This is a genomic window from Aliarcobacter thereius LMG 24486, assembly GCF_004214815.1.
GTDB lineage: Bacteria > Campylobacterota > Campylobacteria > Campylobacterales > Arcobacteraceae > Aliarcobacter > Aliarcobacter thereius.
Window position 1 is genome coordinate 510,321 of record NZ_CP035926.1, and the last position, 25,536, is coordinate 535,856.

23 protein-coding genes are annotated in these 25,536 nt (G+C 28.0%); 14 read left to right on the forward strand and 9 right to left on the reverse strand.

Annotated features, from left to right (window positions below):
- Genes ATH_RS02705 through ATH_RS02725 form a run of 5 tightly spaced genes read right to left on the reverse strand, consistent with a single transcriptional unit; the run spans position 1 to position 5,971 of the window.
- Positions 1-1,413 carry an anthranilate synthase component I family protein gene (locus ATH_RS02705; RefSeq protein ID WP_066184925.1) on the reverse strand — a complete coding sequence of 471 codons (1,413 nt, stop codon included), beginning with the start codon at positions 1,411-1,413 and terminating at the stop codon, positions 1-3.
- 8 nt (positions 1,414-1,421) lie between these two features.
- Entirely contained in the window at positions 1,422-2,396 is a 975-nt protein-coding gene (locus tag ATH_RS02710; RefSeq protein ID WP_066184924.1) for an SPOR domain-containing protein, read from the reverse strand.
- A gap of 32 nt (positions 2,397-2,428) precedes the next feature.
- A complete protein-coding gene (locus ATH_RS02715; RefSeq protein ID WP_066390585.1) occupies positions 2,429-3,691 on the reverse strand; it encodes a serine hydroxymethyltransferase in 1,263 nt (420 codons plus the stop codon).
- Between the two features lie 15 nt (positions 3,692-3,706).
- The gene (gene lysS, locus ATH_RS02720) at positions 3,707-5,230 is read right to left on the reverse strand and encodes a lysine--tRNA ligase (protein WP_066184775.1); all 1,524 of its coding nucleotides are present in this window, start codon (positions 5,228-5,230) and stop codon (positions 3,707-3,709) included.
- Between the two features lie 3 nt (positions 5,231-5,233).
- Complete coding sequence (locus ATH_RS02725; RefSeq protein WP_066186741.1) at positions 5,234-5,971, reverse strand: CvpA family protein; 738 nt, start codon at positions 5,969-5,971, stop codon at positions 5,234-5,236.
- Positions 5,972-6,065: 94 nt separating this feature from the next.
- On the opposite strand from ATH_RS02725, the gene ispG reads away from it, so the two are divergent.
- From ispG to ATH_RS02765, 8 genes are all read left to right on the forward strand, one after another.
- Positions 6,066-7,127, forward strand: a complete 1,062-nt coding sequence (gene ispG, locus ATH_RS02730) for a flavodoxin-dependent (E)-4-hydroxy-3-methylbut-2-enyl-diphosphate synthase (RefSeq protein ID WP_066184777.1) — start codon at positions 6,066-6,068, stop codon at positions 7,125-7,127.
- Positions 7,127-8,572: a replicative DNA helicase gene (locus ATH_RS02735; protein WP_066184778.1), complete on the forward strand. Its 1,446-nt coding sequence runs from the start codon at positions 7,127-7,129 to the stop codon at positions 8,570-8,572. The genes ispG and ATH_RS02735 overlap by 1 nt, the downstream gene beginning before the upstream one ends.
- Positions 8,573-8,638: 66 nt before the next feature.
- Positions 8,639-9,043, forward strand: coding sequence for a type II secretion system protein (locus ATH_RS02740; RefSeq protein ID WP_228140856.1), 405 nt, complete (start codon positions 8,639-8,641; stop codon positions 9,041-9,043).
- Positions 9,044-9,199: 156 nt separating this feature from the next.
- Positions 9,200-11,233 (forward strand): TonB-dependent receptor domain-containing protein, encoded by a 2,034-nt coding sequence (locus tag ATH_RS02745; protein ID WP_066390583.1) that lies wholly within the window; start codon positions 9,200-9,202, stop codon positions 11,231-11,233.
- A gap of 229 nt (positions 11,234-11,462) precedes the next feature.
- Complete coding sequence (locus ATH_RS02750; protein ID WP_066184780.1) at positions 11,463-13,424, forward strand: TonB-dependent receptor domain-containing protein; 1,962 nt, start codon at positions 11,463-11,465, stop codon at positions 13,422-13,424.
- Positions 13,425-13,449: 25 nt separating this feature from the next.
- On the forward strand, positions 13,450-14,733 hold the full coding sequence (locus ATH_RS02755) for a class I SAM-dependent methyltransferase (protein WP_066184781.1): 1,284 nt from the start codon (positions 13,450-13,452) through the stop codon (positions 14,731-14,733).
- A gap of 127 nt (positions 14,734-14,860) precedes the next feature.
- Positions 14,861-16,021 carry a PepSY-associated TM helix domain-containing protein gene (locus ATH_RS02760; RefSeq protein ID WP_066184782.1) on the forward strand — a complete coding sequence of 387 codons (1,161 nt, stop codon included), beginning with the start codon at positions 14,861-14,863 and terminating at the stop codon, positions 16,019-16,021.
- A gap of 114 nt (positions 16,022-16,135) precedes the next feature.
- Positions 16,136-17,329 (forward strand): MFS transporter, encoded by a 1,194-nt coding sequence (locus ATH_RS02765; RefSeq protein WP_066390580.1) that lies wholly within the window; start codon positions 16,136-16,138, stop codon positions 17,327-17,329.
- Between the two features lie 53 nt (positions 17,330-17,382).
- On the opposite strand, the gene kcuS is transcribed toward ATH_RS02765, so the two are convergent.
- Together kcuS and ATH_RS02775 are read right to left on the reverse strand one after the other, a co-directional pair.
- Complete coding sequence (gene kcuS / locus ATH_RS02770) at positions 17,383-17,580, reverse strand: KCU-star family selenoprotein (RefSeq protein ID WP_066184784.1); 198 nt, start codon at positions 17,578-17,580, stop codon at positions 17,383-17,385.
- Between the two features lies 1 nt (position 17,581).
- A complete protein-coding gene (locus ATH_RS02775; RefSeq protein WP_066184785.1) occupies positions 17,582-19,681 on the reverse strand; it encodes a carbon starvation CstA family protein in 2,100 nt (699 codons plus the stop codon).
- Positions 19,682-19,828: 147 nt separating this feature from the next.
- On the opposite strand from ATH_RS02775, the gene ychF reads away from it, so the two are divergent.
- Both ychF and ATH_RS02785 read left to right on the forward strand, forming a co-directional pair.
- Positions 19,829-20,932, forward strand: coding sequence for a redox-regulated ATPase YchF (gene ychF, locus ATH_RS02780; protein ID WP_066184786.1), 1,104 nt, complete (start codon positions 19,829-19,831; stop codon positions 20,930-20,932).
- A gap of 26 nt (positions 20,933-20,958) precedes the next feature.
- Positions 20,959-21,780 (forward strand): HDOD domain-containing protein, encoded by an 822-nt coding sequence (locus ATH_RS02785; protein WP_066184787.1) that lies wholly within the window; start codon positions 20,959-20,961, stop codon positions 21,778-21,780.
- A gap of 5 nt (positions 21,781-21,785) precedes the next feature.
- Here ATH_RS02785 and recO read toward each other — a convergent pair whose 3' ends face one another.
- Positions 21,786-22,400, reverse strand: a complete 615-nt coding sequence (recO, locus tag ATH_RS02790) for a recombination protein RecO (RefSeq protein ID WP_066186753.1) — start codon at positions 22,398-22,400, stop codon at positions 21,786-21,788.
- A gap of 4 nt (positions 22,401-22,404) precedes the next feature.
- The gene (locus ATH_RS02795) at positions 22,405-22,665 is read right to left on the reverse strand and encodes a hypothetical protein (RefSeq protein ID WP_066184789.1); all 261 of its coding nucleotides are present in this window, start codon (positions 22,663-22,665) and stop codon (positions 22,405-22,407) included.
- A 113-nt stretch (positions 22,666-22,778) separates the two neighbouring features.
- On the opposite strand from ATH_RS02795, the gene ppnP reads away from it, so the two are divergent.
- From ppnP to ATH_RS02815, 4 genes are all read left to right on the forward strand, one after another.
- The gene (gene ppnP / locus ATH_RS02800) at positions 22,779-23,093 is read left to right on the forward strand and encodes a pyrimidine/purine nucleoside phosphorylase (protein WP_066184790.1); all 315 of its coding nucleotides are present in this window, start codon (positions 22,779-22,781) and stop codon (positions 23,091-23,093) included.
- Positions 23,094-23,189: 96 nt separating this feature from the next.
- Positions 23,190-24,032 carry a thiamine-phosphate kinase gene (locus tag ATH_RS02805; protein ID WP_066186758.1) on the forward strand — a complete coding sequence of 281 codons (843 nt, stop codon included), beginning with the start codon at positions 23,190-23,192 and terminating at the stop codon, positions 24,030-24,032.
- Between the two features lie 9 nt (positions 24,033-24,041).
- Complete coding sequence (gene truD / locus ATH_RS02810) at positions 24,042-25,103, forward strand: tRNA pseudouridine(13) synthase TruD (RefSeq protein WP_228140855.1); 1,062 nt, start codon at positions 24,042-24,044, stop codon at positions 25,101-25,103.
- A 50-nt stretch (positions 25,104-25,153) separates the two neighbouring features.
- Positions 25,154-25,516: a hypothetical protein gene (locus tag ATH_RS02815; protein WP_066186760.1), complete on the forward strand. Its 363-nt coding sequence runs from the start codon at positions 25,154-25,156 to the stop codon at positions 25,514-25,516.
- The last annotated feature ends 20 nt before the right edge of the window (positions 25,517-25,536 follow it).

The following is a 25,536-nucleotide window of genomic DNA, read 5'->3' on the forward strand; positions in this document are numbered from 1 at the left end:
TTAAGATAAATCTTTTAATGTTGCAATATTTGCTGCAAGTTTATTTTGAACTTCTAAGTACTCATCTTCATTATTTGAATCAGCAACAATTCCAGCTCCTGCTTGGAAAATAATTTTATCTTTTGTTATAAATGAAGTTCTAATAGTAATTGCACTATCCATATTTCCATCGAAACCAAAATATGCAACACTTCCAGAGTAGAAGTTTCTTTTTACTCCTTCAAACTCTGCAATTAATTCCATAGCTCTTATTTTTGGAGCTCCTGTCATTGTTCCAGCTGTAAATACAGCCATAAAAAGATCAAACATATCATATTTATCATCTAATATAGCTTCTACATCACTTACAATATGCATCACATGGGAATATCTTTCTATTCGCATAAGATCACTTACTTTTACAGTCCCAGCCCGTGCAACTCTTCCAATATCATTTCTTCCTAAATCTACAAGCATAAGGTGTTCGGCTCTCTCTTTTTTATCATTGATTAGCTCATTTTCCATCTCTAAGTCTTTTTCTAAAGTAGAGCCTCTTTTTCTTGTTCCTGCAATTGGTCTTAAAAGAAGATGACCATCGACAAGTCTTACCATTACTTCAGGACTACTTCCAGCAATAGAAAAATCTTCAAACTCTAGTAAATAAAGATAAGGGCTAGGATTTTTACTTCTTAATGCTCTATAAAAACTAAGATGATCTACAATAGCTTTTTGAGTAAATCTATTTGACATTAAAAGTTGAAAAACATCTCCACATAATATCTTTTCTTTAGCTTTTTCTATCATAGAAAAAAACTCATCTTTTGAGAATTGGAATTTTCCTTCATCTATGATTTCTGCTTTTTTTAAAGGAGTATAAATATATGGTTTTAAAAGCTCATTCTCAATATTTTCTATCTCATCTTTTAAGGACTTCATAGAAGTTAAAATTGTAAGTTTAGAAGTTTTATGAGAAAAAGCTAAAATGATTTTTGGTCTAATTAAATCAAAATCAGGAATATTTAACTCATCTTTTAAAGAGTTCATAGATGGTTTTAACTTTTTTTCAAACTCTTTTGCTATATCATAAGCAACATTTCCAATGAAGCCATCAATTAGGCTAATTCCCAACTCTTTTGCTTTATCTTTGTATATCTGTTTATCAAAATTTTTATAATATTTTTTTAAAAACAATAAAGGGTTATTATCTACTTTAGTTATCTTATTGTTTTCATCTTTAAAAAAACATTCATTGTTTTTATACCAAATTCTTTCTCTAGCACCAATAATTATATAAGAAAAATTTCCATCATTTTTTGAACTTATTGTACTTTCAAATAGAAAGCTAAGCTCTTTTGGATAAAGAACTTTAGCTTTCTCATAAATTGAAACGGGAGTGAATTGGTCTAAAAAAAGTGTCTTACTAAAGAAATTCATAGAAATACTTAATTATAAACTATAAATGGATTACCATTTATATTTAGTTTCTCTTTTATAGACGGCACTTTTGTATTTGCTTCCGCTCTATCTTTAAATGGACCAATTAGGACTTTATTTAAATTCTTTTCATTTAAAACTTTGTATTCAAAGCCATTTTGTTTTATCTTTTGTAAGTAGGCACTATTTGGTTGTTTTGAGAAAGCACCAATTTGAACATAGTAAGCTTTTGCAGTAGAATTTGTAGCTTTTGGTGTTGTTGCTTGAGTTCCTTGATTGTTCTTACCTTCAACTAAATCTTTTATAGAAGTTTTTGCTTCTACTTTAGTAGGTTTAGTTTCAATAACTTTTGGAGCAGGAACAGGTGCTTTTTTCTCTTCAACTTTTTTTATTGTATTATTTATAAGTTCATCAGAAATTGTAATTTCAGGCTCTTGTTCCATTACATTAACATTTTCTTCTACTTGAATAATATCATCTAAACTATTTGTAGTATTAGATTTTTCTAAAGTTTCAGTTGCACTTTTTCTATTTGTTTCATCTAAAATTCTTTTATAATCTTCTTCAATATTACTTGAATCATTTTTCTCAATTACTTCATTTGTAGAGTCAGTAAAAGGATCTGCTTTTTTATTGTTATTTGAAAGAAGACCAAAAAGCATAATTGTAAGAAAAAATAGAACTAATAAAACAGCTCCAAGAAGAATATATTTTTTCTTATTACTGCTTCTGTTTGATCTTTTTTCTAGGATTAGACTATCAAACTCATCTTCACTATCTATTTTAATATTATTTTGAAGTCTTTGAATCTCTTCATAACTACTATTTGAATTACTATTATAAGCACTATTTAGATTGTTTGATAGGTTTAAATTTTGCATGTTTGATTCAGCTTGATTTAGCTCATTTAATTTTCTTTGTAACTCCTCACCTTCTTGTTTAAGTTGTACTTTTTTTAAAAAATCATCACCATTTATTTGCATAGTCTATCCTTTTTTTAAGTTTTTATCTTCTTCTAATAAGTTGATTTAGAGTAGATAATGAATTGATTAGCTAGAGATTCAAGTTCTTTACTAATTTTAGCTTGTAAAGAAGAATCTTCAATATTATCTAAAACATCACAAATTTTATTTGCAATAAACTCAAACTCTTTCTCTTTCATTCCACGAGCAGTTAATGCTGGACTACCAATTCTAATACCTGAAGTTACAAATGGGCTTCTTGTTTCTCCTGGAACTGTATTTTTATTTACAGTAATTCCAGCATTACCTAAAGCAGCATCTGCATCTTTACCTGAGAAAGGTTTATTTAAAAATGATACTAAAACCAAGTGATTATCTGTTCCATCACTCACTATATCATATCCTCTTTTAATAAGAACATCAGCTAATACTTTAGCATTTGCTTTTACTTGTTTTGCATAATCTTTCCATTTTGGATCTAAAACTTCTTTAAATGCAATAGCTTTTGCAGCAATTACATGCATAAGTGGTCCACCTTGAAGTCCTGGGAATATTGCACTATTTACTTTTTTAGCAATATCTTCATCATTTGTCATAATAACTCCACCTCTTGGTCCTCTTAGAGTTTTATGAGTTGTTGTTGTTACAACATCAGCATAAGGAAATGGACTCATATGCTCACCTGCTGCAACTAATCCAGCAATATGTGCAATATCAGCAAATAAAATAGCACCAACTTTATTTGCTACTTCTTTAAATCTTTTAAAATCAATCTCTCTTGCATAAGCACTTGCTCCACATACAATTATTTTTGGCATAACAGTTTTTGCAATCTCTTCTAATTTATCATAATTGATTCTTCCATCAAGTTCAACTCCATAATAAAATGCTGAGTAGTTTTGACCAGAAAAACTTGGTTTACTTCCATGAGTTAAATGCCCACCATGAGATAAATCCATTCCTAAAATTCTATCTCCTGCTTTAAGTAATGCTGCATAAACTGCACCATTTGCTTGAGATCCACTATGTGGTTGAACATTTGCAAATTTACAATCAAATATTTTACAAACTCTATCAATAGCTAATTGTTCAACTTTATCAGCTTGTTCACATCCACCATAATATCTTTTATATGGATAACCCTCTGCATATTTGTTTGTAAAAACTGAACCCATTACTTGCATTACTGCTGGACTTGTAAAATTCTCACTTGCTATCATCTCTAGATGATTCGTCTGTCTTACTAGCTCAGCCTCTACTATATCAAATACCTCTTTATCAGCTATCTCTAAACTATCGCTCGTTATGTACTTCATATCTTTTCCTTATCTCTATTTTTCTTCTTCAATATCTTCGTGTAAATCAATCTCTTGCTTGATTGGTTTCATAGCTGGGAATAGTAAAACATCTCTTATTGAGTGCTGGTTTGTAAGCATCATTACAAGTCTATCTATACCAATTCCTTGTCCAGCTGTTGGAGCCATACCATAAGATAAAGCATTTACAAAATCTTCATCCATTTCATGAGCTTCATCATCTCCATTGTCTTTTGCAGCCATTTGACCTTCAAATCTTCCTAGTTGATCAATTGGGTCATTTAACTCACTAAATGCATTTGCAATCTCTTTTCCTGCAATAAATAGTTCAAATCTATCTGTAAGATGTGGCTTTTCATCACTTCTTCTAGCAAGAGGAGAGATATCAACTGGATATTCTGTAATAAATGTTGGATTTATAAGTTTTGCTTCAACAAACTCATCAAAAAGTTCTCCTTGAAGTTGACCTAAATTCATCTCTTTTTTTGCTTCTAATTTGTTATCTTTTAGAAATTGTAATATTTTTTCTTTATCTTCAACAATATCAGCTGGAACTCCACCAATTTTTATTAAAGATTCAATCAAAGGAATTTCTTTGAAATCACTAAAATCAATCTCTAAATCTCCATAAGGAAGTTTTGTAGAAAGATTTAAATTTTTAAATAAATATGCAAAATACTCTTTTGTAAGTGCAATTAAATCTTTATATGTTTTATATGCCCAGTAAAATTCTATTGATGTGAATTCTGGATTATGAGTTGCATCCATACCTTCATTTCTAAAGTTTCTATTTATTTCAAAAACAGCTTCAAATCCACCAACAATTAATCTTTTTAAATATAATTCTGGTGCAATTCTTAGAAATCTATCAACTCCTAAAGCATTAAAATGAGTAACAAAAGGTTTTGCATTTGCTCCACCAGCTATTGGATGCATCATAGGAGTTTCTACTTCTAAGAAACCTTTATCTTCAAAAAATCTTCTTGTAAGAGAGATAATTTTACTTCTTGTTTGAAAAGTTGATTTAACATCACTATTCATAATTAGGTCTAAATATCTTTGTCTATATCTTAACTCTTTATCTTGAATTCCATGATATTTTTCAGGAAGTGGAGATATCGCTTTTGTAAGAATCTTTAATTCTTGAACAAGTAGAGATAACTCCCCATGTCCTGTAATAAAAGGGTAACCTTTTACTTCAATAATATCACCAACTTCTACATATTTTTTGAAAATATCATTATAAAAATTCTCTTCTAAATTATCTCTAGCTACATAAACTTGAAGCATTCCACTTTCATCTTCTATTTTTAGGAAACTAGCTTTTCCCATAAGTCTGAATAGTTTAATTCTTCCTGCAATTGTAAAAGATCTGCTTTCATCTCTTTTTGTTTCAAGATTAAAAACATCTTCATTTTTATTTAAATAATCTTGAATACTTAACTCTCTTTTACTATCATTTGAGTAAGGGTTAATTCCTAAACCTTTTAGTGCTTCTGCTTTTTCTATTCTTTGTTGTATAAATCTATTTTCAAACAATTCTTATTCCTTTTTTCCCTCTTTATTATCATCAATATAAATATCATCTAATCTATTTTTTTGAACATTAATTTCATCTTCTAGTTGTTGAGCTTGTCTTGAAACTTCTTTTTCTATCTCTTCATAGATTTTCTCTTTTGCAGATTCTGTAATCTCTTTTGCACCATCATTAACAGCACCAGTTATTGAATCAATAGACTTTGAAGTTTGATCTAAAATCTCTTTTGTAGGAGCATCAAATTTTTCACTAATAGCACTTGTATCTATTTTCATAATAAACTCACCTACGCTAAGTAAATGAGGCATTACAATAGAATTCTTAAAATTTTCATCAATTGATTTTTTAAATGATTCAATTGAGTATAAAGCAGAAGCTATAACTGAGAAAATTAGAAAAATTTTAGCTGCTCCAAAAATAAGACCAAATATTCTATCAACAATTCCAAGACCACTTAAACTAAATATCTTGCTTACAATAATTCCAGCTACATAAACTACAAACCAAACAGTAATAACAGATATTATAAAACCTATAAGTTTAATAGTAGAACTATTTTCAATAGCTAAAATAGGTGCCACTATTTGTCCTACATCAAAAGATATCCTTGATGCAACAAAGATTGCTCCAATTATTCCTAAAAGAGCAAAAAACTCTTTTATAAAACCTTTAAAGAAACCTTTTAAACCTAGGAAAAGAGTGATAAGGATTATTATCACATCAAACATTGCAAGATCTTGCATATTAATTCCTTTTTTAATAATTCGTGCATAATATCTAAAAAAGTTAAAATAAAAGTTTAAGCAAAATAAATATAGATTTTGATAAAATCCCAAAATGATAAAAAGATACCCAACAAAACAAATAAGTGTAGGAAATGTAAAAATAGGTGGTGATGCACCAGTTTCCGTACAATCAATGACATATACTAAAACATCAAATATAAAAGAGACAGTTGAGCAAATAAATAGACTTCATTTTGCAGGAGCTGATATTGTAAGAGTTGCAGTTCCACATATTGAAGATGCAAATGCTTTAAAAGAGATTAAAAAACAGGTTAGTTTACCAATAGTTGCTGATATACATTTTCACTATAAATTAGCTTTAATAGCTGCTGAAGTTGTGGATTGTATAAGAATTAATCCAGGAAATATAGGAGATAAAAAAAGAGTAGCAGAAGTGGTAAAAGCTTGTCAAGCTAGAAATATTCCAATAAGAATTGGAGTAAATTGTGGAAGTTTAGAAAAACAATTTGAAGATAAATATGGGCAAACTCCTGAAGGAATGGTTGCAAGTGCTGAGTACAATATAAAATATCTTGAAGATTTGGGTTTTACAGATATAAAAGTATCTTTAAAAGCAAGTGATGTACAAAGAACTGTGCAATCATATAGACTTTTAAGACCAAAAAATAACTATCCATTTCATTTAGGTGTAACTGAAGCTGGAACACAATTTCACTCTACAATAAAATCTTCAATAGCTTTAGGAAGTTTATTACTTGATGGAATTGGAGATACTTTAAGAGTTTCAATGACAGGAGAACTTGAAGAAGAGATAAAAGTAGGGCGAGGAATTTTAAAAGATGTTGGACTTGTAAAAGATGGTTTAAATATTATTTCTTGTCCAACTTGTGGAAGAATTGAAGCTGATTTAGTAAGTGCAGTTGCCCAAATAGAAAAAAGAACAGCACATATAAAAACTCCTTTAGATGTTTCAGTTATGGGATGTGTTGTAAATGCTATTGGAGAAGCAAAAAGTGCTGACGTTGCTATTGCTTTTGGAAAAGGAAGTGGGCTTGTTATGAAAAAAGGTGAAATTATTGCAAAACTAAGTGGAGAAGCTTTAATAAATAAGTTTGTTGAAGAAGTTGAGTTTGAGGCAAAAAGAAAAATATAATGGATAGTATTTATAGCATAAACATTGAAAGAGCAGTTTTAAGCTCAATATTTTTTAACCCTGAAGAGCTTGAAGATGTTTTAGGAGTTTTAAAACCAAAAGATTTCTATCTACCTGCTCATAAAGCAATTTTTGAAGCAATGATAAAACTTCATGAAGAAGATATGCCAATTGATGAAGACTTCATAAGAAATAAAGTAGATAAAAAACAAGCTGATGATAATGTTCTTTTAGAAATATTAAGTGCAAATCCAATTACAAATACAAATGCTTATGTAAAAGAGATAAAAGATAGTTCTGTAAAAAGAGAGTTAGCAACTCTTGCAACTACTATAAAAAAAGTTGCTATTGAAGATGAAGTAAGTGCAAATGAAGCACTTGACACTATTCAAGGTGAACTTTATAAAATCTCTACAAATAGTGCTACAAGTGAATTAAAAGATATGCAAACGGTTACAAGTGATACTTTAGCATATATAGAAAAGATGAAAAAACTTGGAAACAAGTATTTAATAGGGCAAACAACAGGTTTTGATTCTTTAGATAAAAGAACAACAGGTTTTAATGAAGGAGATTTAGTAATAATTGCAGCCAGACCAGCTATGGGGAAAACAGCTATTGTTCTAAATATGGCACTTCAAAATATTGAAAGAAATAAAGGTGTAATCTTTTTCTCACTAGAGATGCCAGCAGAACAACTAATGCTTAGAATGATTGCAGCAAAGACTTCAATTCCTTTACAAAACCTAAGAAAAGGTGATATGGATGATAATGAATGGTCAAGATTAAGTTCTGCTTTTGATGATTTAAACAATAAAAAACTTTTTGTAGATGATGGTGGAAGTATAAATATTAATCAACTTCGTGCAAGAGTTAGAAAAATTGCTCAAAATGCAGAAAATAATATAGGACTTGTAATTATTGATTATCTTCAACTTATGCAAGGAATAGGAAATAAAGATAGGCACCAAGAAGTTTCTGATATTAGTAGAGGTTTAAAAATGCTTGCAAGGGAGCTAAAAATCCCTATTGTTGCACTTTCACAGTTAAATAGAGGGCTTGAAAGTAGACCAGATAAAAGACCAATGCTTAGTGATTTAAGAGAATCAGGAGCAATAGAACAAGATGCCGATATCATTCTTTTTGTTTATAGAGATGATGTATATAAACAAAGAGATGAAGCAAGAAAAGAGAAAGAAGCGAAAGATAAAGGTGAAGATTATAAATCTAAGTTTCAAGATAAAGAAGTAGAAGAAGCTGAAATAATAATAGGAAAACAAAGAAATGGACCAATAGGAACTGTTAAACTTGATTTTCATAAATCTTTAACTAAATTTGTGGATAAGGATAATGAATATTCAGGTTCAGCACCTATTGAAGTTGTTTTTGAATCTATTGCTGATACAAATAAAGAGACAAAAGTAGATTTTCCAAATATATTTTAAAAAATACTAGCTTTAAAATAATTTTTATGTAATAATCAAAATTACTAAAATTATTTTGGAGTATTTATGAAAAATATGAAAAGAGCTTTTTCTTTAATAGAGATTATATTTGTAATTGTAATTCTAGGAATTATAGTCTCATTTGCTGCTCCAAAACTTATGGATACTAAAGATAGTGCTTTGGTTTCTACACTAAAAAGAGATATAACTACAACTATAAATGCTGTTCAAAGCTACTATTTATTAAATCAAAAAATTGATAGTCTTGAAGATGTTTTAACGATTGGTACAACAAATTGGGATATTGAAAAACTATCAATGAAAGATAAAAACTCTTGTATTAGAATAAATGTAATAAATAGTTTAAATGGTGTAAAGCTAGAATTAATAGTTGATCCAATAAAAGATTTACCAATTTGTAAGAAAATTAGAGAAAATGGACTGGAATCAAAAACATATGATGTATATTAAAATTTAATATATCTATGATAATCATTATCAAATTAAATATATTTTAAGTTAAGCTCGTTAATATTTCATTTAATTTTTATCTACTTGATAATAATTATTAGAATAGATATTCTCCTAGATATCTATTCTGAAATTAAAGTTAAAAAAGGAAGAGAAATGAAGATTAAAATGGCTATAAGTGCAGCTGCATTATTGCTTACACAAAATATGGTTTTGGCAAATGAAACAACTAAATTAGATGATGTAAAAGTTGTAACATCTGCTTCAGGATTTGAACAAAATATTGCTGATGCTGCAGCATCAATTTCAGTTATAACTGCTGAGGAAATAGAAAAAAAATCTTTTACAGATGTAACGGATGTATTAAAAAATGTACCAGGTGTTTATGTAAATGGTGGAGGTTCTAATCAATCAATTTCTATAAGAGGTATGAGTTCAGATTATACTTTATATTTAATTGATGGAAGACCTATGCAAGATAATCAAGCATTTTCTCCAAATGGAAGCCATGCTGGAAACCCTATAAATTTTTTACCTCCATTAGAAGCTATTGAAAGAATTGAAGTAATAAGAGGACCTGCATCAGCTTTATATGGAAGTAATGCAATGGGTGGAGTAATTAATATTATTACAAAAAAACATCAAGATAAAGTTTCTGCAAATATTAGTGTTGAATATTTAAAAGCAGATAATTCAAATAAAGTAAACAATGATTCTAGAAATACTACTATGTATGTGAGTGTTCCTATGATAAAAGATACACTATCAGTAGAGCTTACTGCTGGATTATTAGATACAGATGAAAGTGATTATGCAGCAGGAGGTGCTTTAAAAGCTGGTTCAGATCCAGATTATAAAAGACAAAACATAGGAACTAAACTTATATTTACACCCGATATTAATAATACAATTACAGCTGGATACAATTATAAAGTTCAAGAAAGGACTTCAAATCCAGGTAAAAGTTTAGCTTCAACAAGTAAACAATCTTATCAGAAATCTATAAATTATGATTATTTTCTAAATCATGAAGCAAAATATGATAAGTATTTAATTAATTCATATTTAAATTATGAGAAATCACAAAATCCAACAAGAAAAAATGCTAATACTGGAAATGGTATTGAGATGGATACAATTACTTTAAACTCTCAAGGAACATATTTCTTTGATACAAACTCTTTAACTATTGGTGCAAACTATAAAAAAGAGAATCTTGAAGATGGCGCTACAAATGCAATTACTGTTGGTGGTGTTAAAGATGAATCAATTACAAAAATGGAAAGATATCAGTTAGCATTGTTTGCAGAAGATACTTGGAGTGCAACAGATGATTTAGCGATTACATTGAGTGGAAGATATGATTATAATGAAGATTTTGGTAGTAATTTTTCTCCAAAAGCATATGCTGTTTATAGCTTAACTGATAATTTAAATTTAAAAGGTGGAATTACAACAGGATATAAGGCTCCAAGTTTAAGACAAGCAGCACCTGATTTTGCTGGAATTTCTGGAGGAGGTGGACCAGCTATTGCTATGGTTGGTAATCCTGATTTAAAACCTGAAAAAAGTGTAAACTATGAAATGGGGTTTGCATATGATAACTCTTATTTAGGATTAGCAGGAAGTTTAATTGTTTTCCAAACAGATTATAAAAATAAAGTCCAAACTAGAGATGGAGTGAATCCAGATGGAACTAAACAAACAGTTTATAAAGGTGAAACTTATGCTGGTGGAGTTAAATTTTATGAGAATGTTGATAAAGCTGAAATTAGAGGGATTGAACTTACAACAGACTATAATATTTTAGAAAATCTAAAATATAGACACTCATATACATATACATATAGTGAACAAAAAACAGGTAATAATAAAGGAAAGACTTTAAATAATATTTCAAAACATATGTTTAATGCTGGATTGGATTGGGATGTTACAAGTAAATTTTTATTATGGACTCAAGTAAATTATAGAGGTGAAACAGCTGGAAGTTGGAATAGAAATAATACTGTTTTAACAAAAACTCCTTCTTATACATTTGTTGATTTAGGTGCTGTTTATAAATATGATAAAAACTTAAGTTTTAATGCTGGTATGTATAATGTAGGAAATAAAAATGTATTAGAAGATGGTAATACAAATGTTCTTGATGGAAGAAGATATAGTTTTGCCATGAATATGAAATTCTAAAACAAAATAATAAAAGATAAGTGGGGGGGTTCACTTATCTTTAAAATAAAAATAACTAAATAAAAAACTTTCAATTAATAATCAATAATCATTATCAAATTAAACTATAATTAAGTTATACTTGTTAATATTCCATTCACTTTATATTAATATTAATAATAATTATTAATATAATTATAAATAGATAATCCCTAGAATCTATTAGAAATTAGTCGAATAAAGGAAAGAAATGAATATAAAAATAGCAACAAGTGTTGCAAGTTTATTATTGGCTCAAAATTTAATATTAGCTAATGAAACTACAAAATTAGATAATGTACAAGTTGTAACAACTGCTTCTGGATATGCTCAAGATATAGTTGATGCTCCAGCATCAATTAATGTAATTACAGCAAAAGATTTAGAAGGAAAATCATATAGAGATGTTTCAGATGCATTACAAGATATTCCAGGAATTACAGTTGAAGGTGGAGGTGGTGGAAGACCTGAATCAACACAAATATATATAAGAGGAATGTCTGAAAAATATACACTTTTTATGGTAGATGGAAAACCACAAGGTTCTTCTCAAGCATACTATAATGGATTTGGAAATTCAAATGAGATAGGTTGGATGCCACCACTATCTTCGATTGAAAGAATAGAGGTTATAAAAGGACCAATGTCTTCACTTTATGGTTCAAGTGCTGTTGGTGGAGTAATAAATATTATTACAAAAAAAGTAAATAATGAGTGGACTGGAAGCTTATCTTTAGATACTGTTTTACAAGAAAATCAAGATGCAGGAGATAGTAGACAATATAGATATTATTTAAGCGGACCTATTATTAAAGATAAATTAGGATTATCTGTTTATGGATCAATGTTTAAAAGAGATGAAGATAATTTTAAAGATGGATTTAGAAAAAAAGAAAAATATGATAATAGTGCAAAACTAAATTGGAAAGTAAATGATTCAAATAGCTTAGAGCTTATTTATGGAAAAGCAAAACAAAAGAATTTGGGAACAATAGATAAAAGTGGTGCTACACATTTAGATAATGAAAGAGATAATATCTCTTTAACACATGAAGTAGATTGGTTAAATAATAATACAACTACATATTACACAAGAGAAGATGTAAAGATTGATAATGGAATGAATCATTCAGAATATATAAGAGATACTTTTAATACAAAGACTGTTATGCCTATTTTAGATAATAATACTGTTACTTTTGGATTAGACTATAAAAAAGAAGAGACAAAACATGCTAAAAATAGATTTCATGGAAAAGCAAATGCAAATTTAGAAAGATGGCAAGGAGCTGCATTTTTAGAAGATGAGTGGTTTGTAACAAATGATTGGTCTATTACAACAGGGTTTAGATATGATGAAAATGAACATTATGGAGGAGAGTTTATTCCTAGATTATATAATGTATATAAAATAAATGAGCAATTTACTTTAAAAGGAGGAGTAAGTAAAGGATATGTAGCTCCTGAATTAAAACAAGCAGATCCTAGTATTGCAGAACAATCTATGGGAAATACTCCAAGACAAAGACTTGATATAGGAAACTATGATTTAAAACCAGAATCTAGTATAAATTATGAATTAGCTTTATTATATAACCATGAAAGTGGTTTTGATGCAGGAATTACAGCATATCACACAAGATTTAAAGATAAAATAGAGAAGCAAAGGATTTGTGAAAGTACTCAAGGAGGTAAGACTGGAATAGATGAGTGTGAGTATAATGGACAAATGTGGCAAGGTATAAATGAGTACACAAATGTAAGTTCAGCAGATCTACAAGGTTTAGAAACATCAATTGGATACAAAAATGATATTTTTAAAGTAAATTTAAATCATACTTATTCTGACAGTGAGCAAAAATCAGGTAAAAATAAAGGTAAAGCTTTAAATAATCTTCCAAAACATATGGTTAATTTAGGTGTGGATTATACAATAAATAAATATATAAACTCTTGGGCAAAAGTTAAGTATAAAGGTAAAACAGTTGAAGATGGAGATAAGCAAATTTCAGCTTATACTTTAGTTGATTTAGGAATAAATTATAAATCATCAAAATATTCAAGTTTTTATGCAGGAGTGTATAATCTATTTGATAAACAAATAGATAAATCTGAATATGGTAAGACACTTGATGGAAGAAGATATAATATTGGAATGAAGTTAGATTTTTAATATAACTTTAAATAAAAGGATAAATATGAAGAAAAGAGAAAAAGGATATGTAGTAGATACAGCATATCCGATATTCTTTTATAAAGAGATGTCACCACTTTGGTTAAATAGTGTTATAAATTTTCTTGGATTTGAAACAAGAGCTCTAGGTAAGAAGTTTTCTTATCTAGAGTTAGGATGTGCAACAGGAATTAACTTGATAGTTTCTGCAATAAACAATCCAGATGCTAGTTTTATAGGAGTAGATTTTAATAAAACTCATATTGATATTGCCAAAAATATGGCAAAAGAGTTGGAATTGAACAATATAAAATTTATTAATTGTAATTTTGATAGTTTTCTTAAAACAAATGATATGAAATTTGATTATATAGTTTGTCATGGAACATATTCTTGGATATCAAAAGAAAATCAAGAAAGTATTTTAGAAATTGTTTATAAATTATTAAATGATTTAGGAATATTTTATCTTCATTATATGTGTTTTCCTGCTTCAACATCTTTAATACCAATTCAAAAACTGTTTAATATTGTAGATAATAGTATAAAAGAGGATTCAATAAAAAGTGTTCAAATAAGCAAACAGTTATTTTATGATTTAGAAAAATCAGGAGCTTTTATAGATAATGAAAAAATAGAATCAATTGTAAAAACTTTAGATAATAGTGATGAATATTTAGCACACGAATTTTTGACAGATAACTGGAATCCTCTTTTTTCAAGTGATGTGCATAAAATGGTTTATGATATTTCTAAAACTACATATATTGGTAGTGCAAATCCATATGAAAATATAGATAATATAAGTGTTCCATCAAGAATACAAGCTTTAATTAAAGAGATTAAAGTCCCAGCTTTAAAAGAGTATGTAAAGGATTTAGCAAGAAATTCTAAACAAAGAGTTGATATGTTCCAAAGAAATCCAAAAATATTAAAGAGTGATGAACATATAAAGACTATAAATAAAATGAGATTTAAACTTCTTCCAAATTCTCCTAAAACTGGTGAAATAATTTTTAAAACACAAATTGGGGAGATTAAAGCATCAAAAGAGATAATATCTCCTTTATTAGAAAAATTATCTAAACAAATTATGAGTTTTGAAGAGTTATTAAAATTAGAAAGCTTTAAAAATAATCCAATTTTTCTAATAGAAACAATCTTTCTTTTAATGAATGAAGGTTATTTACAAATAGTTTCTAATAATTATAAAGAAGTTAACACTAGATTAGTTGAAAAATTTAATAAAAAAATGATGAATGAAAATATAAATTTAGAAATTCTTTCAGAATGTAATACAGCTATCTAATGAATTTTAATACTAATTATCAGTTTGTTAAGATAGTGTTAAAATTAATTTGATAGTATTCAAAATTAAAAAATAAGAGGAGCTTTTATGAAGAAAATGGCTTATTGTAAAATAATAAGGAAAGAGAATGCATAAGTCGGTTTGGTTTCAAATACACTGGTTTTTAGGTTTTATTTTTGGTGCACTTCTTCTAATAATTGGAGTTAGTGGAGCTGTGTTGTCTTATGAAAAAGAGATTCTACAAATGTTAAATAAAGATACATATTTTGTAAAAGCAAAAGAGAATCAAGTAAGACTAAATGAACCAGAAATTCTAAAGATTTTTCAAGATACTAATCCAGAAGCAAAGATAAATAATATATATTTTTCTAGCAAAGAGAATAGTTCTATTAGATTAAATATTGCAAAAGAGGGTGAAAGAAAAGGTGTAAGTGTATATTTAAATCCTTATACTGCTGAGGTTTTACCAGAAATTGTAGGAAAAGATTTTTTTATGTTTTTCTTTACTCTTCATAGATGGTTGGCATTTGATGGAGATTATAGAACAATTGGTAAAAATGCTGTCGCAATTGGAACAATAGTTGCAATATTATTAACTATTGGTGGAATAATAGTTTATTGGCCAAGAGTAAAAAGTAATTTTCTAAAAAGTTTTACTTTTAGTTTTAAACATAAGAAAAGAGCATTTTTATCAACAATGCATAGTGCAGTTGGTATGTGGGTTGTACCATTTTTCTTACTTCTATGTTTAACAGGATTATATTGGTCATATGACTGGTATAGAAGTGCAATGTTCACTGTAATGCAAGTTGAGCAAGTAAAAAGAGTTCCTCTTACAAAAGAACAACAAGCAGAGCAAAAAGCTTTACAAGCACAGGGAATTAACTATGAAAATATAGAAAAAGTAGTTAATATATTTAAAGAGAATGTTTCAAGAGATTATAGAAATGCAGGTTTAAGAGTTATCCCAAATAAGGATGGAATTTATACTATATCTTATTTATATGAAGATGCTTATCATTATAGAGAAACGAATAGTATGGAAATAAATCCACTAACACAAGAGATAATAAAAGAGACAAAATATGCTGATAAAAAACTAAATGAAAAGATGATGAGTAGTATGCTTCCTCTTCATAGTGGAGAGTTTTTTGGATGGTTTGGACAATTAGCCATGTTTATTTCTTCAGCTCTTATGGCACTATTTGTAATAACTGGATATATGCTTTATTATGATAGATGGAAAAAGAAAAAAGCAAAAGCTCAAAAATTAAAATCACAAAACTAATTTAGTAAGAGTCTAACTCTTACTAAAAAAAACTTTAAAATCTACCAAAACTTTAAGACTTTTTCATAATTAGATTGGTAAAATCAACACTAATAAAAAATAAAAAGAGATAATATGACACAGACTCAAAATAGAGCAATTTGGATTCTAATAATTTCATCATCTCTTATTTTAGCTATTACAATGGGAGTTAGACAATCTTTAGGACTTTTTGTATCTCCTATAAATTCATCAAAATATTTAGATATCGTATCTATTAGTTTAGCTTTAGCTATTGGTCAATTAGTTTGGGGAGTTGCCCAACCAATATTTGGAGCAATTGCTGATAAAAAAGGTTCTTTTGGAGTTTTGACTTTTGGAGCTTTAATTATGAGTTTAGGACTTATAATAACACCATTTATAGAATCAGAATTTTCATTGATATTAAGCTTGGGAATTTTAGTAGCTGCAGGAGCAGGAGCTGGAAGCTTTTCAATACTTATTGGAGCAACAGCAAAGAATCTACCTAGCAATAAACGATCTTTTGCAGGTGGATTTATAAATGCTGGTGGTTCTTTTGGGCAATTTGTTTTTGCTCCTTTAGTACAATATATCATAAACCTTTTTGGTTGGATTTATGCAATGTTTGTACTTGCTATTAGTACACTTTTTACTATCCCATTAGCAAAAATATTAACAAAAAAAGAGATAGTTGAAGAAAAGCTTGTAGAAAATAGTGATACTAAATTAAAAGAGCAGTTAAAAAATGCTTTAAAAGATAGAAGTTATATATTTTTACATATAGGATTCTTTACTTGTGGATTTCATGTTGCTTTTTTAGTTACACATCTTCCTTATGAGGTTGCAATGTGTGGACTTAATGCAAATGTATCTGCTTACTCTTTAGCACTAATAGGTTTTTTTAATATATTTGGCAGTTTATATGCAGGATATTTAGGAACAAAATATAAAATGAAATATATTTTAGCTGCAATATATTTTTCAAGAGCTTTAATGATAGTTATATATATTTTATCTCCAAAAACTGAACTTACTTTTTATATATTTTCAATTGCTATTGGTTTTACATGGTTAGCAACTGTTCCTCCAACAGCTGGAATTGTAGGGAAACTTTTTGGAACAAAATATTTAGCTACTCTTTTTGGATTAACACTATTGTTTCATCAAATTGGTGGTTTTTTTGGGGCATATTTAGGGGGAATTTTTGTAGATACTTATGGGAGTTTCTTATGGATGTGGTATATTGATATTGCTTTAGCTTTATTGGCTGCTATTATAAATCTTCCTATAAAAGAAGATAAGATATAGGAAACAAAATAGTTTCCTATAAGATGTTTAGTAGAACTCTACTCTAAAAATATTTAACAGCATTTTTTAAAACCACCACTATTATATCTTCTATCTAGGCTCTCTTTAAAGAAATCTCCTCTACTTAGAACCTCTTTATCTGGATGATTTCTTTTCATATGCTCAAGATATTTTTCATAACTAGATAGTCCCACAAGGGGATGAAAAAACTTTTCAGATTTTTCATATAAATTCTTGATATGTTTAAACATATCAAAGCTTTTTTAAACTATCAAGCTTTATATAAGGCGACTCTTTTAAAGGAATTTTTACTCTTCCTATACAAATACCAATTGTTGCAATAATTACTAAAGAAGTTGCAAACATAAAGAAAATAGCCAATATAGCATTTACTATATTTGAAGATTTAATTTGACTAGCAATACTTATACTAGATTCAATTTTTTCTCTTTCTAATTCATTTGTAGTAATTAATAGTTTAGCTTCAAGATTTTCAATGTTTTTTGATTGAATTTGAGCAGTAGCAATATGACTTACAGCATTATGAACTCTATCTCCTTCTTTGTATGGAAGTACTTTTAAAATTCCACCATAAAGCGTTGCAGTTAAAACAAAAATAGCTGGAATAAGTGTAACCCAAGTATATTTTGCTTTTCCCATTTTAAATAGTATAGCAGTTGCAAGTAATAAAGCCATTCCAGCTAACATTTGGTTACTTACTCCAAATAGTGGCCAAAGTGAATAAATTCCACCTCTTGGGTCAATAGCTCCTTGATATAAGAAATAACCCCAACCAGCAACACTTAAAAATGTTGCAATTAAACCAGCTAAATAGTTATTTGTGTTTCCTAAAGGTTTATAAACATTTCCTAAAATATCTTGAACCATAAATCTACAAGCTCTAGTTCCTGCATCAACAGCAGTTAAAATAAATAAAGCTTCAAATAAAATAGCAAAATGGTACCAGAATCCCATCATATCAATTCCACCAAATAATTCATGAAGTACAAGTGCAACCCCAATAGCAAAAGTTGGTGCTCCTCCTGTTCTTGATAAAATTGTCTCTTCTCCAATATTTTTTGTCAGACCAATGATTTCTTCAGGACTTACAGAGAATCCCCAGCTAGAAACAGTTTGAGCAACTTGAACAATATCTGTTCCTATAAATGCTGCTGGTGAGTTAATTGCAAAATATAATCCAGGATGTAAAATAGTTGCACAAATTAAAGCCATAATAGCAACTGCACTTTCCATTAACATAGAACCATATCCAACAGGAAGAGCATGAGTTTCATTCTCTAACATTTTTGGAGTTGTACCACTTGAAATTAGAGCATGGAATCCACTAATAGCTCCACAAGCAATAGTAATAAATAAAAATGGAAAAATAGCTCCTGCAAATACTGGACCTGAACCATCAAAATATTGAGAGTTCATTTTTGGCATTTGAATTTCAGGGGCAACAATAACAATAGCAATAGCCATAAGAACGATAACACCAATTTTTAAGAAAGTTGATAAATAATCTCTTGGTGCAAGTAAAAACCAAACAGGTAAAATTGCAGCAATAAAACCATATGCCATCATAATAAATGATAAAGTTACAGCATCAAAAGTAAATCTAGCTGCCCAAACTGGATCAGCTGCAATAACACTTCCATAATGAATAGAAAAAATCAGTAAAATAAATCCTATAACTGAAGCCTCTCCAACTTTACCAGGTCTTATAAATCTCATATAAATACCCATGAAAATAGCTATTGGAATAGTCATTGCAATAGTAAATAATCCCCATGGAGAAACAGCAAGTGCTTTTACAACAACCATAGCTAAAATTGCAATAATTATTAGCATAATTCCAAAAATAGCAAACATAGTTATTCCACCAACAAATGAACCTAATTCATCTTTGATAATTTCACCTAATGATTTACCATTTCTTCTTGAAGATATGAATAAAACTACAAAATCATGTACAGCCCCAGCAAAAACTCCACCTACAAGAATCCAAAGCATTGAAGGTAAATAACCCATTTGAGCAGCTAGAATTGGACCAACTAAAGGACCAGCACCAGCAATTGCTGCAAAGTGATGACCAAATAAAACAGATCTATTTGTTGGAACAAAATCTCTTCCATCATCATTTATTTGAGCAGGTGTTGCTCTATTTTTGTCAAGACCTAATACTTTATAAGCAACAAATCTTCCATAGAATCTATATGCAATCATATAGATACAAACAGCAGCTACAACTAAATACATAGCTGAAACAGTTTCACCTTGTTGAAGAGCTAAATACCCAAAACAAAGAGCACCTAAGGTTGCGATTGCAATCCATAAGAGTTTATTCATATCCTTTTCCTTTATGTTAAATAATAAAAGAAAAGTATATCCAAGATAATTTAAAAAAAGAACTTAAAAAATAATTAAAATTAGTTTTTTATCTATTTCTATATGAGAATAAAGTATAATATATGATTTTAAAAATAAAGGACAAAAATGGGATTAGGAGTAGGAATAGTAGGACTTCCAAATGTAGGGAAAAGTACAACTTTTAATGCTTTAACAAAAGCACAAAATGCACAGGCGGAAAATTACCCATTTTGTACTATTGAACCAAATAAAGCAATAGTTCCAGTTCCAGATGTAAGACTTGATGAATTAGCAAAAATTGTTAATCCAGACAAAATTCAACACTCAACAATTGATTTTGTTGATATTGCTGGACTTGTTAGAGGAGCTAGTAAAGGTGAAGGTTTAGGAAACCAATTTTTATCAAATATTAGAGAAGTAGAAGTTATTTTACACATGGTAAGATGTTTTGAAGATGGAAATATTACACATGTTGAAGGAGATGTAAATCCTTTAAGAGATATTGAGATTATTGAAACAGAGCTTATTTATGCAGATATTTCTCAACTAGAGAAAAAGATAGAAAGACTTAAAAAACAAGCAAAAGGAAGTAAAGAAGCAGCATCACAACTTGTAATCGCTGAAGAGTTATATTCTCATATAGGAGAATTACAACCTGTTAAAACATTTGAAAAGTTAGAAGATGAAGCCTTTGTTAATTTAGATAAAGAGCTTAGATTTTTATCAAATAAAGATGTAATCTATGGGGCAAATGTAGATGAAGATACACTTAGCACAGGTACAAATAAATATGTAGATATGCTAAAAGAACACGCTTTAAATGTAGATGCAGATGTTATAGTTCTTTGTGCAAAAATAGAAGAAGAGTTAGTTGGGCTTTCAGATGAAGAAGCAAATGAGTTTTTAACTGAATTGGGAGTTAAAGAGTCTGGTTTAGAGCAAATTATTCAAAAAGCATTTGATAAACTTGGTCTTCAAAGTTATTTTACAGCTGGAAAAGTGGAAGTTAGAGCTTGGACAATCAAGAAAAATACAAAAGCACCACAAGCAGCCGCTGTTATTCACAATGATTTTGAAAAAGGATTTATTAAAGCAGAAGTTATATCATATGAAGATTTTATCAAATATGGTGGAGAAACAAAATGTAAAGATGCTGGTAAATTAAGATTAGAAGGAAAAGACTATATAGTGCAAAATGGAGATGTTATGCATTTTAGATTTAATGTGTAAAAATAGTATTTAAAATAGGGATTATATTGAATTTACATGAAATATTAAAAAAAATTGAAAATCTATCACCATTACCTGAAACTATTGTAGAAATAGAAAAATATAAAAGAAAAGATGAAAAAGAGATTGATGAATTAAATGAGATTATCAATAAAGATGCTCTTTTAGTTACAACTATTTTGAAAATAGCAAATTCAGCTATGTTTGGATTTAGAAGTAAAGTTGAAACACCTAAAAGAGCAATTAGCCTTTTAGGAATAAACTTTGTAATATCAGTTGCTATATCAACAGCTAGTCAAAGAATAATAATTTCCAGTTTAAGTGCTTATGGACTTTCAAATGATGATTTTAAAAACTCTTCAAGTTTATCACTTGCTCTTACAAGTTTATGGTTAAATAAACTTGATCCAGAATTAAAAGATAGTTTACTTTTAGCAACTTTACTTCAAGATATTGGGAAATTTATAATTAGTGATGTTCTAATTTCAAATGATAAAGCAAAAGATTTTTTAAAAAAGCTAGAAGATAGATCAATAACAATAGAAGAGATTGAAAAAGATTTTTTTGGTTTTTCTAGCTCTTATATAACTGCACAAATATTTAAACATTGGAATTTGAGTTCAAATTTAATAAATAGTATAGAGTTTATTGATAACCCAAAAATTGCACCAGAAGATTATAAAAAGAAATCTATGATTTTGGATGTTATAAAAACAGCAACAGATATAAGAAATCCATTGAGTCAAGGATCAATAAATAAAGCAATAGATAAAGCAAAAGAGTATAATTTAAATTATAAAAGTTTAGAAGAAGCTATAAAGAAATTAAAAAATAGAATAGAAAAATAGATATTTTAAAGTCCAAGCAAAATAATATCCCAAAGTTTTTCTATCTCATTATCTTCAAGTGATATTGCTGATTTATTAATAAAAAGTTCTTTTATCTTATTAATATCAAATCTTTTTGCTCTTATACAAGAGTTATGAACAGGAATAAAACCTCTAACTAATGATAAATTAAAATCAATAGTAATCTCACAAATTAAACACTCAAAATCAATATGTAATCTTCCTTCAAAATCTAAAATATTTAAATAAGATTCAATTATTGCTCTTAAAACATTTTGTTTATCAATTTTTCTTACAAGTTCTTCAAGATTAGTAAAATAAAATGAATCTAACTCTTCTATATCTTTTAAATGAGAATAGAAGAGTTTTAGAAACCTTTGCCAAGCATACATTTTCTGGCTATTTAATATCCAAGGAAAACCTAATTGCATAACATCTTTTAATCTTGGAATATTTGCTTTTGTATTTTCTAATTCAAAATCAATTTTATAACCAATATTTATATTTGAGTGCCTAGCTCCATAAAACCTATAAGAACTAATAAGCTCATTTTCACATAAAATTGTGACAATTAAATCATCATCTTTTACAGGCTTTACATCAATTATATAACCTTGCATAAGATTATGAGTTTGCTTCCTCGATCATCTCATTTATCTCTTCTATTAATTCAATAGCTTCCTCATCATCAACTTCATCATTTTCGATATCTTCTAAAAGTTGTTTAAACTCTTTTTTCATTTCTTGCATGTTTTCTAACTCTTCTTTAGTATCAGCATCATCTTTTTTTGAAGCAATTAACTCTAATAACTCATCTATATAGTCATCAATATCATCTAAAACAACATTTTCTATTAATGCTTTTAACTCTAATTGTTTACTCATTTTTGTAACCTTTTGAAATTTTTTTGTATTATATCAAAAATAGCTAATTTGTTTTCTATGAAATTTATATAAACTTTTGGATATAATTTTAAAACAAAATTTAAGGAGATAATATGGACTATTTTCAAGGTGTTTCAATAGCAAAAGCAGCAAATATTTTATATGATGGGAACATCACTAGTAGATCAATTACATTCCAAGATGGTTCTAAAAAGACTTTAGGAATTATGTTAGAAGGTGAATATGAATTAAATACAGTAAATAAAGAAATAATTGATATTCAAAGAGGAACTTTAGAGTTACTTTTACCAGCTTCAGAGTGGAAAACTTTTGAAGGACCAGCTTCTTTTGAAGTTCCAGAAAATACAAAATTTAGATTAAAAGTACACTCATTAGTTGATTATTGTTGTTCTTTTATAAAAAACTAAAACTTTAAATAGTGCAAAAGCACTGTTTAAACTCTAAAATAATTATATACCTACAAAAAACAAACATTTAAATATTTTTTTGCTAAGCTTCGTTCTATGAATAAAGAAGATTTTTTTATAAAACAGATACAAAATAGTAAATATAATGGCGATGATGGAGCTTTTATTGATGGATATGTTTATTCAATGGATGCTTTTTTTGAAGATGTACATTTTAAAAAAGAGTGGATAAAAGAAGGAAATATATCTTTAAAACAAATAGCTTATAAATCAATGCTTGTAAATATTTCTGATGCAATTGCTATGAATGCAAAACCCAAATATGCACTTATAACTATTGCAATTCCTAAAACCTATACTCAATATGAATTAAAAGAATTAGCAAATGGATTTAAAAAAGCAGCTCATGATTTCGGATTTGAGATAATAGGTGGAGATACTATTGAAAATCATAAATTAGATATTAGTATTACAATTATCTCAAAAACAGAAAATCCTATATATAGGAAAGATGTAAAAATAGGGGATTTTATTTGTTATACTGGAAAGTTAGGAGATAGTAAAAAAGGATTAGAAGCTTTACTAAAAGGGCAAAAGATTAAGAAAAATTCAAAATTTATAAAACCAAAACTAAAAGCAGATTTTTTTTATGAAGCATCAAAATTTATAAATTCAAGTATGGATATAAGTGATGGACTTTTTTTAGATTTAGAAAAACTATCAAAAGCTTCAAAAATTGGTTTTGATTTTTTTAAAGAGATAAAAGAAGAAGTTGGAACTTCAGGAGAAGAGTATGAGATATTATTTTCTGTTTCTCAAAAAAATTTAAAGAAAATAGAAGATATTGCAAAAAAATATAAAGTAAAACTAAATTATTTTGCAAAAGCAGTAAAAGGAAGCTATAAAAGTAGCTTTCCTAATCACCATTTTAAAAATTAAGGAAAAAACTTGCAAATTCAAAGGTATTTAAATCATTCAAATATTGATGTCTATTTTAAACAGAGTAAAGATGATTTTGTTGTTCATGAAGTACCACTTTATGAATTTAGTAAAGAAGGAGAACATCTTATTTTAAAGCTAAGAAAAAAAGACTTAGCAACTTGGGATGCAATAGAGATTTTGGCAAATTTTTTAAAATGTAGTCCAAGAGAGTTTGGATATGCTGGATTAAAAGATAAAAATGCAATGACAGTTCAACATATTTCAATACATAGAAAATATGAAGAAGCTTTAAAAGAGTTTAGTCATGAAAATATAAAAATTCTTGAGACAACATATCATAACAATAAGATAAAAATAGGGCATTTAAAAGGAAATAATTTTTTTATTAGATTAAAAAGAGTTGGTCTTGTAGAAAAACAGAAAATAGAAGAAGCTTTAGGAAAAATTGCTACTTTTGGAATGCCAAATTATTTTGGTTTTCAAAGATTTGGAATTGATGGTGAAAATTATAAAAAAGGTAAAGCGATAGTTGAAGGAGATTTAAAAGAGAGAAATAGAAATTTAAAACAGATGTTTATAAATGCTTATCAAAGTTATCTTTTTAACTCTTGGCTTTCAAAAAGAATAGAGATTTCAAAACTTATTGACTCTTTTGATGCAAAAGAAATTTATGAAAAATTAAATTTACCACTAGAAGAAGTAAAAAGAGCAAAAAAACAGCCACATCCTTTTAAAATTTTTACAGGAGATTTATTAAGTCATTATCCATTTGGAAGAATTTTTATTATTGATGATTTAGAGATAGAGAGTCAAAAGTTTTTTGATAAAGATAGAGTTCCAACAGGTCTTTTATCTGGAAAGAGAGTTAAAAAAAGTGAAGCTTTTGCACAAAATATTGAAAAAGAATTTGATGTAGAAATGAGTGAAGATGGAGCAAGAAGGTTTGCATTTATTTTTCCTGAAAATATTGAAAGTAATTATAAAGAAGACAAAAATCATATGGAACTTAATTTTTATCTTCCAAAAGGTTCATACGCAACAGAACTTATAGCAGAGATTTTACACTAGCTTAAGAACTTTTAAGATAGTATCAATGTTTAAATATACAAGGAAAATAAATGAGATACGAAGAGCTTATTACAGAACTTTGTGAAGTTATAAAAGAGACTGAAAATGATGCACAAGGTATTCTTGATAATAGTGAAAATATGGAACAAATACTTGAAAGTATGCATCTTCCAAAGAGAAAAAAAGATAAACTTATTGAAGCTATTTCAAATATTTATGGTTTTTTACAAAGACAAGATTTACATAGACAAAAGATTGAAAGAGTTGTGAATTTTGTTTGTGATAAAAATGATATTGATAAAACACAATATAATTTAGCTCCTATTGCAAAGAATATAAGTTATTCTCCATGTTGTGATGAAAATATGAGTTCAGAAGAGTTAGAATTACTTATAAGAAGTATGCAAGGCTAAAAGTATAATATACAATTATC